Annotated in this window: 8 protein-coding genes; 5 read left to right on the top strand and 3 right to left on the bottom strand. The window is 56.8% G+C overall.

The annotated features are described in order from the left end of the window. Positions 1 to 18 precede the first annotated feature (18 nt). A complete protein-coding gene (locus LRO94_RS14860) occupies positions 19 to 1,419 on the bottom strand; it encodes a DUF1254 domain-containing protein (protein ID WP_179178964.1) in 1,401 nt (466 codons plus the stop codon). Positions 1,420 to 1,638: 219 nt separating this feature from the next. Continuing rightward, the gene (locus LRO94_RS14855; protein WP_032885677.1) at positions 1,639 to 2,004 is read right to left on the bottom strand and encodes a response regulator; all 366 of its coding nucleotides are present in this window, start codon (positions 2,002 to 2,004) and stop codon (positions 1,639 to 1,641) included. A 239-nt stretch (positions 2,005 to 2,243) separates the two neighbouring features. Between LRO94_RS14855 and LRO94_RS14850 the strand changes: the two genes are divergently transcribed. The 5 genes from LRO94_RS14850 to LRO94_RS14830 all read left to right on the top strand — a co-directional run bounded on the left by LRO94_RS14850 (position 2,244) and on the right by LRO94_RS14830 (position 8,811). Then, on the top strand, positions 2,244 to 5,741 hold the full coding sequence (locus LRO94_RS14850) for a response regulator (RefSeq protein ID WP_095185024.1): 3,498 nt from the start codon (positions 2,244 to 2,246) through the stop codon (positions 5,739 to 5,741). After that, positions 5,742 to 6,572, top strand: coding sequence for a CheR family methyltransferase (locus LRO94_RS14845; RefSeq protein WP_179178965.1), 831 nt, complete (start codon positions 5,742 to 5,744; stop codon positions 6,570 to 6,572). Next, on the top strand, positions 6,569 to 7,168 hold the full coding sequence (locus LRO94_RS14840) for a chemotaxis protein CheB (protein ID WP_032885676.1): 600 nt from the start codon (positions 6,569 to 6,571) through the stop codon (positions 7,166 to 7,168). The genes LRO94_RS14845 and LRO94_RS14840 overlap by 4 nt, the downstream gene beginning before the upstream one ends. Then, positions 7,162 to 8,355, top strand: a complete 1,194-nt coding sequence (locus LRO94_RS14835; protein ID WP_095184745.1) for a hybrid sensor histidine kinase/response regulator — start codon at positions 7,162 to 7,164, stop codon at positions 8,353 to 8,355. The genes LRO94_RS14840 and LRO94_RS14835 overlap by 7 nt, the downstream gene beginning before the upstream one ends. A 78-nt stretch (positions 8,356 to 8,433) precedes the next feature. Further along, complete coding sequence (locus LRO94_RS14830; protein WP_032885674.1) at positions 8,434 to 8,811, top strand: response regulator; 378 nt, start codon at positions 8,434 to 8,436, stop codon at positions 8,809 to 8,811. A gap of 34 nt (positions 8,812 to 8,845) precedes the next feature. On the opposite strand, the gene LRO94_RS14825 is transcribed toward LRO94_RS14830, so the two are convergent. Then, positions 8,846 to 13,564 carry a hypothetical protein gene (locus LRO94_RS14825; RefSeq protein ID WP_233896801.1) on the bottom strand — a complete coding sequence of 1,573 codons (4,719 nt, stop codon included), beginning with the start codon at positions 13,562 to 13,564 and terminating at the stop codon, positions 8,846 to 8,848. Between the last annotated feature and the right edge of the window lie 139 nt (positions 13,565 to 13,703).

Here is a 13,703-nt window from a genome sequence, read left to right as displayed (position 1 = left end):
GCGACCGGGCGCGAGGTGTCACTTAAGCGGCGTCAGTGGCGGTAGCTTCCATTGACCGGAACCTACCTCAGGCTTGGGCAGGTAAATGCGCAGCACAGCGAAGAATGGGCCGGGTGGAGCCGGCAACCAGTTGCTCTGTTCGGCTTTCGGTGGCTCATGGTGCTGTAGCGCCAGGGTCACGCCGCCATCGGCGTCGCGCTTGAGATCAGGCAACATGTGCGAGTTGATCAGGTAGCGTTTCTTGTGGTTGGGCACCAGCAACTTGGTCTTTGCGTCGTACAGGGTCAGGGACCAGAACGCATCGGCCGGTGGCAGTTGGTCCTTGGCGAAATGCACGGTGTAACTGTGGCGCGCACCGTTGGCAGGCTTGCCTTCGCTGTCGACGACGTACTCGAGGTAAGCGGCCTCGTCGCTGGAGTTGCCGAAGATCCCCATGTCCGCACCGGCGTAGCGGTACAGATAGTTGTTTTGCAGATGGTCGCGACTGCCGAACAAATCACCGCTGGGCACTTGATGCGTGTCGATCCTGTCTTTTTTGAACGCTGCAAATTCAGCGCGGGCATCGCTGATGCCATCTTCCAGGGCTTTGCGCTGCTCGGCGGTCAATTGGTTGAGCGTGAAGGGTGCGCCGGGGGCGATGCCGATCCTGGCAAAACGCGCGAGCAGCTCTTTTTCACTGTCCTGAGGGGCGGCGAAGGAGAGCATGAAGTTCAGGTAGCGGAACAGCTGCGGGCCTTCGACCATGGTCGCCGTGGGCTTGGGCCATTCGACCTTCGGCGCTTTGGCCGGCGCGGCTTGTTTCACATAGCTGCTCAGGGACTGGACTTTGTAGCCGTTCTGGATCTGCTTGACCTTGTTCAGGTCTTTTTCATCGAACAGCTGCGTGCGGTACAGGGCGTAGGCGATGTTGCTTTCGCTGTACACCACGCGGTCAACGTCCACCGGCTGCTGACCTTTCCAGTCCGGGCCGGCAATCATGTAGTGGCCGCCGTTGTTGCCGGTGCTACGGGTGCCCAGGTAGGCGAAGTTCTGTGTGTAAAGATCGATCAACTGCACCGAGTAGTAACGGTTGTCTTCGATCTTCGGCAACGTCAGCACCAGCGGTTCGCTGCGCAGGTCCATCCATACAAACGAGTAGGCCGTGTCGGAGCTCGGGGTCAAGGACGCCGTGTCTTTGGGCGTAAACACCTGGGCGGTGTTGCCTATCCGGTTGAACGGCGCCTTGAAGTTGGCACCGCCTTTATCAACGGCCTGGGTGTAAAGCGTCTTGTACATCTGCACGACCGGGTAGCCATACAGATACGCTTCCTTGGCGATAGCCCGCGCTTCGCTCGGGGTCGCGGTGAAATCGGCCAAGGCGCCGGTACTCATGAGTATCGAGAGGCTCGCCAACAGCAGGCGCGTCGGTTGTTTGATCATGTTGTTGCGTCTCTTAATGAGCAGGGGTGATGTCTTCCAGTTTTCAGCTTTTATCGACGTTGGCCTCGGTCGGCGCATACAACCGTAAAAAGCTGAACCCGTGTTTGCCGGACGAAGTTTGCACCCAGTTGCGCTCGAAGTCTTTTGGCGCGTGCGTTGAGGGGCACGATCGCGCTAGCGTCCTATTGAATGAGTAACGGGGCAGGGCGGCGACGAGTGTCAAACGTGAGGCAGCATCGCTTTGACTTTGTCACGCAGTTGATCGATGGAAAACGGCTTGGCAATCACCTGCATGCCGTCAGGCACATCGATGTTTTCGGCATAGCCGCTGGCGAACAGGATGGGCAGGGAGGGGCGCAGCTCACGCACTTTGGTTGCCAGTTGCTTGCCGTCCATATCGGGCAAGCCAACGTCGGTCATCATCAGGTCAATCACCTGGTCAGTATCTTTAACCTGCTCCAAGGCCTTTTCAGCGTCGCCTGCTTCAAGCACCTTGAACTCCAACTCCTCAAGCACATCGACGATCAGCATGCGCACGATGGCGTCGTCTTCAACGACAAGGATGGTGGAGATGACTGTGGACATAATATGGAATTCCCAAAAAAGGCGAGGTTTACCGGCTGCCGTTCTGACAGGCCTCTTCCTTGAGTAAGCGCGGCCTGTAGACAAGTTCCCGCAAGCGGTAAAAACAATGCAATACAAAAGGCTAGGGAGAATAGCTTGTTCCGCTGTAGGAATCTGTACAAAACAGCTTTAGAAAAATGGTCTTGCCCGCCAGTTTGGGGCAAACTCCCGGTTTTTCCGTATTTGGCCAAGGCATGCCCATGACTCCTGCGTCGTCCGTCGATGAAAAGAGCTTTCGTAACCTCCTGAGCCGGAACGTGGCATTGCCCCTGGGTGTGGGTGTGCTGAGCGCCGTGTTTTTCGTCTGCCTGATTACCTATTTGCTAACGGTGATCAAGTGGGTTGAGCACACCGATCGGGTAATCAATAACCTTAACGAGTCGTCCAAGCTCACCGTGGACTTGGAAACCGGCATGCGTGGTTTCCTGATTACCGGCGACGAGCATTTCCTCGACCCATACGAAGTGGCGAAGCCGCGCATCATTGCCGACCTGCGCAATTTGCAGGAACTGGTGGCCGATAACCCGCAACAGGTCGACCGCCTCAAACGCCTTGAGGCCATGCAGGACGAGTGGAATAAATACGCCCAGTCGATGATCGATATGCAGCGCCAAAGCGGTGATTACCGCGGCGCGGTCAAGGCTGGCCGCGGCAAGCGCCTCACCGATGAGATTCGCAAGGAGTACGACGATGCGGTGGCGATGGAGCAACAGCTTCGCCTCACTCGCAATGAGGACGTGACGCGCACCACGGTGATCAGTGTCACCTTGTACCTGGTGTTCGTACTCGGTTTGAGTGGCTTTCTGGCGTATATCGGCCGGAAGAATTTACTTGCTCTATCACAGAGTTACGCCGCAACCCTCGCGTCTCAGCAGAAGATTGCACGGCGCCTCGAACAGCAGGCTTGGTTGCGCAACGGGCAAACCGAGCTGGCCGAACAAGTGCTGGGCCAACTGACCCTGAACATGCTGGGGCGCAATATCCTGCAATTTTTCGCCCAGTACATGGGCTCGGCGGTTGCGGCGCTGTATGTACGCGAAGAGCACGGCGGCCTCAAGCGGGTCGCCACTTATGGCTTCTCCCGTGACCAGGAGCAACTGGAACAATCGATCTACAGTGACGAAGGCATCGTTGGGCAGGCTGCCCAGCTGGATCGCCTGATTCGCCTGGACGATGTGCCGGTGGACTACTTTAAAGTCAGTTCCGGCCTCGGCGAAGGCGCCACCCGCAGCGTGCTTGTGATGCCGACCAGCGATGATGACCGCGTCAACGGGGTAGTCGAACTCGGCTTCCTGCGCCCGCTGGAGGACCGTGACGTTGAGTTGCTGGAACTCATCGGCGGCAACATCGGCACCTCCATCGAAGCCGCGCGTTATCGTCAGCGTTTGCAGGAAGTGCTGGCCGAAACCCAGCAGCTCAACGAAGAGCTGCAAGTGCAGCAGGAAGAGCTCAAGACCGCCAACGAAGAGTTGGAAGAGCAGTCACGCATCCTCAAGGAATCCCAGGCCCACCTGGAGACCCAACAAGCAGAGCTGGAGCAGACTAACGAACAATTGGCCGAGCAGGCCCAGACCCTGGCCGAACAGCGCGACGCCATGGACCGCAAGAACATCCAGCTCAATCAGGCTCAGGTAGAACTGGAAGACCGCGCCGAAGAGTTGCAGCGGTCCAGCAAGTACAAGTCCGAATTCCTCGCCAACATGTCCCACGAACTGCGCACGCCGCTGAACAGCTCGTTGATTCTGGCCAAATTGCTGGCGGAAAACCCCCAGGACAACCTCAGTGCCGAACAGGTCAAGTTCGCCGAATCGATCTATTCGGCCGGTAATGACCTGCTCAACCTGATCAACGACATCCTGGATATTTCCAAGGTGGAAGCCGGCAAACTGGAAGTGCGCCCGGAAAACTCCAGCGTGACGCGTCTTGTGGACGGTCTGCGCGGGATGTTCGAGCCGCTGGCCGCCGACCGCAAGTTGGGGTTCCAGGTGGAGATCCAGCCAGGTGCGCCGATCATGCTGTACACCGACCGCCAGCGCCTGGAGCAGATCCTCAAGAACCTGCTGTCTAACGCGGTCAAGTTCACTGAACAGGGCCAGGTCAGCCTGTCGGTATCAAGCGCATCGGAAGGGGGCATTGCCTTTACCGTGCGCGATTCCGGGATCGGCATTGCTCCGGACCAGCAGGAAAGCATCTTCGAAGCCTTCCGCCAGGCCGATGGCACCACCAACCGGCGTTACGGCGGCACCGGCCTGGGCCTGTCGATCTCCCGGGACCTGGCGGCCTTGCTGGGTGGCTACATCAGCGTAACCAGTGAACCGGGCAAGGGCAGCGTTTTCACGCTGGTATTGCCGGAGCAGTACGTGGAGCGCGCCGAAGACGCGCCGCCGATCGAGCAGCCGCGCCAGGCCGTCGTAGTGCCGGCACCAACGCCGATCAAAGTGTCGCCGTTACCGGTGACCGACACTAAACTCATCCCGCGCTTTGCCGACGACCGCGACAAGGCACCGTTCACCACGCGCTGCATCCTGGTGGTAGAGGACGAGCCTAACTTCGCGCGCATCCTGTTCGACCTGGCCCACGAGCTGGGCTACCAATGCCTGGTCGCCCACGGTGCGGATGAGGGTTATAGCCTAGCTGAGGAATACATCCCCGATGCAATCCTGCTGGACATGCGCCTGCCGGACCATTCCGGGTTGACCGTGTTGCAACGCCTCAAGGAGCACGCCAGTACCCGACATATCCCGGTGCATGTGATATCCGTCGAAGACCGAGTCGAAGCTGCCATGCACATGGGCGCCATCGGGTATGCGGTGAAACCCACCACCCGCGAGGAGCTCAAGGACGTATTTGCGCGTCTGGAAGCCAAGCTGACCCAAAAGGTCAAGCGCGTATTGCTGGTGGAAGACGACGACCTGCAACGCGATAGCATTGCCCGCCTGATCGGCGACGATGACATCGAAATTACCGATGTCGGTTACGCCCAGGCCGCGTTGGAGCTGCTGCGCACCAACGTCTACGACTGCATGATCATCGACCTCAAGCTGCCTGACATGCTCGGCAACGAGCTGCTCAAGCGCATGGCCACCGAGGACATTTGCTCGTTCCCGCCAGTGATTGTCTACACCGGGCGTAACCTCACCCGTGATGAAGAGGCCGAGCTGCGCAAGTACTCGCGCTCAATCATCATCAAGGGCGCCCGTTCGCCGGAGCGCCTGCTGGACGAAGTCACACTCTTTCTGCACAAAGTCGAATCCCAGCTGTCCCATGACCGCCAGAAGATGCTCAAGACTGCCCGCAGCCGCGACAAGGTATTCGAGGGGCGCAAAATCCTGTTGGTGGACGACGATGTGCGCAACATCTTCGCCCTCACCAGCGCCCTGGAGCATAAAGGTGCCGTGGTGGTGATCGGGCGTAACGGCCGTGAAGCCATCGAGAAACTCAATGAAGTCGACGATATCGACCTGGTGCTGATGGACGTGATGATGCCGGAGATGGACGGTTACGAAGCCACCGCCCTGATCCGCCAGGACCCGCGTTGGAAGAAGCTGCCGATTATTGCGGTGACGGCCAAGGCCATGAAGGACGATCAGGAGCGCTGCCTCGCGGCGGGTTCCAACGATTACTTGGCAAAGCCGATCGATCTGGACCGTCTGTTCTCACTGATTCGCGTATGGCTACCCAAGATGGAACGCATTTAAGTGGAGCACGTTTTTTTGGACAAGAGCAGCGACATTGAGCTGCGCCTGCTGATTGAGGCGATATACCTCAAGTACAGCTATGACTTTCGCGACTACTCGGGCGCGTCGGTCAAACGCCGTGTGGCTCACGCCCTGCGCCAGTTCGACTGCGCGACCATTTCGGCGTTGCAGGAACGGGTGCTGCATGATCCAGCGGCATTCATGCAATTGCTGCAATTTCTCACGATCCCGGTGAGCGAGATGTTTCGCGACCCGTCGCACTTCCTGGCGATCCGCCAGGAAGTCGTACCGCTGCTCAAAACCTATCCGTCGATCAAGATCTGGATCGCCGGCTGCAGCACAGGGGAGGAGGTGTACTCCATGGCGATCCTGCTGCGCGAAGAAGGGCTGCTGGAGCGCACGATCATCTATGCCACGGACATCAATCCCGCCTCGCTCGATAAAGCCAAGCAGGGCATCTTTTCCCTGGAGAACGTGCGCGCCTACACCGCCAACTATCAGCAGGCGGGTGGGCAGCGTTCATTTGCCGACTACTACACGGCGGCTTACGATTACGCGATCTTCGACAAGACGCTGCGCGAGAACGTGACCTTCGCTGATCACAGCCTGGCGACCGATAGCGTATTCTCAGAAACTCAATTAATTTCATGCCGTAACGTACTGATTTATTTCAATAAAAAGTTGCAAGACAGGGCGTTTGGGTTGTTTCATGACTCGCTGTGCCATCGCGGCTTCCTGGTGCTGGGCAGTAAGGAAACCCTGGATTTTTCTGCCTACAGCAAGCAGTTCGAAGCCTTGGTCAAGCAAGAGCGGATCTACCGGAAATCATGAACGACGCGCAAGCCAGCCCGATTCGCGGGATTGAAGCCATCGTCGTCGGCGCGTCTGCCGGCGGTGTGGAGGCGTTGCTGCATATTTTTGGCGAGCTGCCTGCGGGCTTTGGATTGCCGATCATTGCCGTGCTGCACCTGCCAGATGAGCGCCGCAGCCAGCTGGCCGAGGTATTTGCGCGGCGCTTGCGTATCCCGGTCCTTGAAGCTCGGGACAAAGAAATTATTGCAGCGGGCTCCCTGTATTTCGCCGGTCCCGGCTATCACCTGTCGGTGGAGCATGACCGCAGCCTGTCCCTGAGCCAGGAGGATCGCGTGCATCATTCCCGGCCCGCCATCGATTACCTGTTCGCGTCCGCCGCTGATGCCTATGGCAAAAACTTGCTGGCTATTCTGCTGACCGGCGCCAACCAGGACGGCGCGAAAGGGTTGGCCCATGTCAAGCGCTCGGGGGGGATCACCGTCGTGCAAGACCCCGCCGAGGCGCGTATTTCGGTGATGCCGCTAGCGGCCCTGGCCTTGCATACACCTGACCATATTCTCACGCTGAGCCAAATTGGCTCGTTGCTGGCTTTGCTGGAATCCTCCCCATGTTAAGTACCTTCCAGGCCAAACTGCTGATCGTCGACGATCTGCCGGAGAACCTGCTGGCTCTCGAAGCGCTGATCAAACGCGAGGATCGCCAGGTCTTCAAAGCGTTGAGCGCCGACGAGGCCTTGTCCCTGTTACTGGAACACGAATTCGCCATGGCGATTCTCGACGTGCAGATGCCCGGCATGAACGGTTTTGAATTGGCCGAACTGATGCGAGGCACCGAAAAAACCAAGAACATCCCGATCGTGTTCGTCAGTGCCGCCGGCCGCGAACTCAACTACGCCTTCAAGGGCTACGAGAGCGGCGCGGTGGACTTCCTGCATAAACCGCTGGATATCCACGCGGTGAAGAGCAAGGTCAATGTCTTCGTCGACTTGTACCGCCAAAGCAAGGCCATGAAGCAACAGGTTGAAGCGTTGGAGCGCAGCCGCCGCGAGCAGGAGCAGTTGCTGAACCGCCTGCAGGCCACCCAGGCCGAGTTGGAACAGGCTGTGCGCATGCGTGATGACTTTATGTCGATTGTCGCCCATGAGGTGCGTACGCCCCTTAACGGGCTGATCCTGGAGACACAGCTACGCAAGATGCACCTGGCCCGGGATAACGCCGCCGCGTTCACCCTGGACAAGATGCACGCGATGGTTGACCGCGATGAGCGGCAGATCAAAAGCTTGATTCGCCTGATTGAAGACATGCTTGATGTGTCGCGCATTCGCACCGGCAAACTGTCGATCCGCCCCGCAAGGTTTGACCTCGCGCAACTGGTCAGCAACCTGGTGGAGAACTTCGCGCCGCAAGTGGCAGCCGCCGACTCGTCGATGCAACTGGTTGTGCAAGGGCCCGTCGAAGGGAACTGGGATGAGTTCCGCATTGAGCAGGTAGTCACCAACCTGCTGACCAATGCCTTGCGCTACGGAGCCAAAAGCCCGGTGGAGGTGCAGGTGTACAGCGAGCATGGCGAAGCTCGGGTCGAAGTGCGCGACCACGGTATCGGCATCAGTGCAGAGAACCAGAAGCGTATTTTCCAGCAGTTCGAGCGCGTGTCTGCCAGCCAAGTGGCGGCGGGCCTGGGCCTTGGGCTGTTTATTTCCGAGCAGATCGTTGCGGCCCATGGCGGCACCATAGAGGTCGAAAGCCAGATAGGCGAGGGCGCGCTGTTTCGGGTGTGTCTGCCCCTTGAAACGTCAGCGTGAAATCAATCGTCACTTCGACGCAACCTCTGCGTGACCCCATGGTCGTACTTGCAGCAATTGACCGAACGAAGGCTTCCCATGAGTGAAGATGCACAAGATGTCGTACTGATCGTCGAGGACGACGAATCCATTATGTTTGTGCTGGGTGAATACCTGGCAGGCCTGGGTTATCGGGTCCTGAAGGCGATCGACGGCAAGCAAGCGTTCGAGATTCTGGCGACCAAGCCGCACTTGGACCTGATGGTCACCGACTACCGTCTGCCGGGCGGGATTTCCGGGGTACAGATCGCAGAACCGGCGATCCAGTTGCGACCGGAATTGAAGGTCATTTTTATCAGCGGTTACCCGCAGGAAATTCTCGAATGCAACAGCCCGATCACGCGCAATGCGCCGATCCTGGCCAAGCCGTTTGACCTGGATACCCTGCACGAGCATATCCAACGCTTGCTGGCGTGAAAAAGTGGCGCGTGGGCGCCACTCAATTCAATCGTTAACGTTTTAACCTTTGAACATTGGCGTTGAGCGTACTGGCTGGCGTGTACGCGAACTGCCAACCGCGTTTTCCGTCAATACCATTGAGGAAGGCCTGCAGACCTTTGTCGTTGCTCAGTGGATAGACCGTCATACCGCCGCTAATTACCGGGAGGTTGCCATTTTTGATCATGGCCATATCCAGATCCGGACTATTAGTGTTGAAAAGGTACAACTGATTATCTTTGGTTTTTTGGATGTAGACGGTGTGCGCGAACGCTTCGCCCTCATTGGTATGCTTGAAATTCAATAGCCCGGACTCTGTAATGTCAGCGCTGTTGAACACCGTTTGGAGGTTATCTTTTTTGATTCCCATCAGGTCCAGGTAATGCGGCGAATAGTTTGTGCCGCCGCTGCGGTCTGTAGCCTTTATGACAGCATCGTACACTTCAGATGACAGGCTTTTTTCAGCCTGCCCCACCCGCATAGACGCCTCGTAACAAACCAGGCCCTGATTACCCGGCGCTTTGTGCAGTATTTCCAAGTTCTGTCTCAACTGAGTGTTAGACAGTTTTTGGGGGCCGGACGGAGTGAGGGGGGCGCTGTACAAGCTGTTGACGTCCAGATTGAAAACGCTGTTTTTTTGCTGCCAGTCATCCGTGTGATCAAAGACCTTGAATTCCAACTTTGTTGGGTCGGTGCTATGGGTTTTATAGGGGGGCTGAAGTTTCTTGTCACGCGTCAGTTTTTCTAAGCCTTTTTGCATCGCCTCTGCGCTTGAGAAGTTGGCGAGACCATGGTTGGGATCATAAAAGTAATACGTTTTATACCCGCCATTGACTTTCACTCCCGCGGCCATCGCATGGCCTGGAGAGTCGATCATTAATGATTTCGAAACCGTCGAATTGGACAGCTCCCTGACCATGTCTTGAATGGAAACCTGACGGGTGGGCTGTCCTGCGTGGAAGGCACTTTGGCCACCCGTTTTGCTTTGGATTTTACTGAGCTTGGCGACGAAATCCCTGGAGGCCGGATCTAAAGCAAAGGCCGCGGCGGTGTACATATTCTTGATTAACACTTGCTCCTTGCCTTGCGCCATCGCCGTTGCCATGGCACGTGCGAGAGCCGCGCACTGACCATCAGACAATTGCCCTGTTTGGGTGAGGTAAATGATTTGGGGCATAGGCGTAACGTCGCCGAAGCGCGGCTCAATGTTGCCTATAAATCGCGCCGATGTGTTTTTACCGAACTGATAGGCCATGTCGTCATATTTTTTGACCAACATGCCGACCTGTTCTGATGTCAGGGTTTTACTGGCGCCAAGCTTCATTAAGTCAGCCAATGACATCTTATTGGAGTAGCCACTGATCTTCCGCGGGTCTCCGTAAATATAGCCGCGGTCAAACGCCTCTTTATCTGGCCCTTCTCGATGCGTTCTAACGGATTTCTTCCAGTCGCCGACCACCGCGCCACTTATTCTTTTTGCAGGGTCCGTTGCTGTCGCAAAACTTCCCAAATCATTGCTGTGTACCGAAGGCAGGAAGTCTTTTATGGCAGGGCCGTAGGGGTGCCCGGTTGCCGGGTTGAAGGCGTACCACTTTCCATCGAGAAGGGTTGCCGGTGCTTCAATGAACTCGTTGTTGACCTTGAATGTTCCCACCGAGGCCGCGTCGAAACGTTTACTGGCGGACACCAGGTCATAACTGCCAGCAGAATGAGTCAGTGTTCTAAAACCCTTTAGTACTGATGTGGAACCAGTTTTCGCGAGGTAAAAGGCCCCCTTGGCGAGGTCCGTTGCGCCGTCGAAGGGATTAAGACTTCCTATGGCTGTGCGCCCGACAATCTTAGCGCCGTGGAGCAGCTTGCTGAGTGCGGAAGCGCCGGACATCATTGCTTTGGCGCCCTTTGCCGCCGCACCGGCCCCGACGATAAAACCAAACACATCCAATGTCAGATCCAAAACGCCTTCAGCGTAATCACCGTTTTGAAAGTTGAAAATCGCCGACCTTAATGGGATCAGATTCAACATGAACTCACGCACCTTTTTGTGAAAAGGCTCCTCAGTGTCAAAGGTCGTTTGTTGTTGGGCCTCCATTGTGAGTGCTTTGATATTGATGTGTTTGATAAACGCATCGGCAATATAAGAGGTGCGTTCACTGTTAAAGCTATCGGGCATGGCGGTTGCGCCACTTTTTTCATCCGTGAAGCCTGACACGGACGGTGTATCGGGAATCACCTGGACAAGTTTTCTATCAGGATGGGTGTGACCGGTTGGGAATCTTCCAGGTCGAAAATCGCCCAGGTCGGTACGTTCGGTAATTTTTGCGTGTTTTAGATCTATCTCGTAGGTATGAATCTGACCCATGCGTTCAGTTTTGACCAACAGGTTGTGATCGTCACGCTCGCGTATTTTCGGCATGAGAGAGAAGGGTGAATAGTCAATGTATTGCTCTTTAACAATAGTTAATTTTCCGAGTTCAAGATTATTTCGCGTGGAAATGGGTTGTTGCGATATCAAGTGTTTGACTTGCGTGCCCTGGCTTTTTTCCATGCCTGAGCAGTACGCCGAAAACGCACTTTTGAAGGCCGAGGAAAGATGAGGGAGTTGCTTTATCGTTTTCAGAACCTCGCTGATATTGACGCCAGAGGCTGACGAAACAAACCTGCTGGGCGAGTAGGGGGATCCGTCGGTGAAGAGCGCTCTATAAAAAGCATCGGGTTGGGCGGTGGGTGCGCCATGTGCACTTCTTCCATCCATGTACAAATCCAGGACCGAATAAGGTCCGGGGAAATCCGCAACAGAAGGCTCCAGCGTGATGCACTTTTCATCAAACAGTGCCGCAGCCATGTGCGGCAGCGCCTTCTGTAACTGTTCCCGCGCCATGTCCCTGGCTATCGGCATCGGTGCACGTTGCGCGTCGCTGGCAGTTTTCAATTCAGCGATCCGAGCATGAAACGCGTTGCGCACTTCGTTCATCTGCGTTTCGTTTTGAGGGTAAGGCAAGCCATTGGCGTGCCCCCAGTCCTTGAGCGCTTCCTGCTGGACAAGGAACTCAGTACGGCGCTCCTCTTCAGAGATCGGTGCGATCGCCGCTTGCAGCATCACCTCGCCGTAGGTCATCGCCGCCGTTGATCCCGCTGCCTTCGCCTCAAGGCGCCCGACGGCGGTGACAAAACTGACCCAACTGTGAGAGCCGAAGGTCAGGCTTTCGGGGATGTCCTTGACCAGCAACTCCGGCGTACGACTTGCCAACAGCAGGTGGGCTTGCAGCGAGGCTTTCTCGGGCGACGATGCTTGGCCTGAGGACACCAGGTAGTCGCTCAGGTCCTTGACGATGCCCGCTACAGGCTTCCCGTAAACATTAGGGCCCAAGGTAGAAATGCCCGCTACGTAGCCTCTGGGAGCGCCTGGTTGAACCTTACGGTCAATACTCAGCGCAGCCAGCAGCCAGTCGTTGGGACTGCCTTTCACAGACTTTGCATCGAAACTGCTCTGCAGTGCTTGGCCAAGTGCCTGCCCCTTGGGCGACTGGATCAACCTGTCGAGGACCCGTTGAGGATGACGTAACTCGGAAGGCTCGAATGTCGCGTCTTGCGCCAGGTACTCCAGCACGCTCTTGAAAGGCTTCAGGTCAATGTCGCCGATCTTGCCGTGACGTAGGTTTGCCCTCAGTTGCCACTGGCTGCGGGTGTCGAGTGGTATCGGCCATGCCAGTGCACCGCCATAGTTGCCATGGGGCGGGTGTTGGGGTTCTGGTCTGAGCAGGGCCGCGGCGAGATTCTCCGCTTCCTGGTGATTGGTGGGAATATCCCAACCGTTTGCCTGCAGGTAGTGCTCAAGTGTGGCTTCGCCCCATGTGTTCATCGCAGCTTCTGGATAGCTGCTGTCGGGGGCGATCTGGACGTTGTTTTTCTGCAGGTGATCAAGAATCAGCTCGGAGGGAAGATCGCCGCGCTTTAAAAGCATGGCGAGATGCGTGAACGCAAACGCGGCATCACGGCGGGTATTCTTATCTCCCAGGGCCTTCTTTTGCCCTGTGAGTGCCTCCTCACTGCGCGCCTCGTGAAGGCCGGCGGGTAGCTGCGCAAAGGATTTATCGTGCGCCAATTGCGCCGCTCTGTCCTGGCGCTCTGCGACTGACGATTTTTCGGGCTCTCGATAGAAGCGCTTCACCAGCCATAATGGCGCGCTGTTGCTGTGTTCGGACAACGGCGGGGAGAAAGTGGAAATTCCGTTGCCCGCCGCTATGACCTTCGCCGCCTCAACGACAGGGCCGCTTACCCCGGACCACTGCTTGTCTTCCTGGCCATGCGTCTGTGTCACTGGTGATGCGGTGATATAGCGCTGAACTTTGAAAGATACTTGACCCGATTCGGGCGTGATTTTCACTGTGCGGCTATCCACCCCGATGTGTCTCATCCACTCCTTGACATCATCGGACTGCATCGCTCGCCCTAATTGCGCCCACCACTGACCGAATGTGGAGTTGGGAGGAATGTTTTCTATCATCACCTCCCGATCCTGACTTTCAACATCAGTCAAGCGAAGGAGTGCCTTGCCATAAATCTCGGCCAGAAGGCTGTCGCCCTCGGAACGGGCGGTGTCATGGGAGGGGACGGGACCTTCAGTCCTGAGCCCAGGCTTATTGAACTGGGGTTGATCTACGGACGTCAGTGGCGCGTTGACGTTCATCGGGAGGTGATGACTGAGCACTACATCATTACGGGATGGGATCATTGGCTAGCTCGTCAGGTCGGCAGGGAGGAACACCCTAGGTGTCACTCTCAGTACCCAAAACCGTTCTGGCGATTCCGCTTATCCCGACGCCAATGATTTCCGAACTTTTCCCTCTTGACCTGGCTGTGCCGCAAGCAAT

This window comes from Pseudomonas sivasensis, from assembly GCF_021391435.1.
GTDB lineage: Bacteria > Pseudomonadota > Gammaproteobacteria > Pseudomonadales > Pseudomonadaceae > Aquipseudomonas > Aquipseudomonas sivasensis.
Note: the sequence above shows the minus strand (reverse complement) of the source record. Positions and strands in the feature narration are given on the sequence as shown.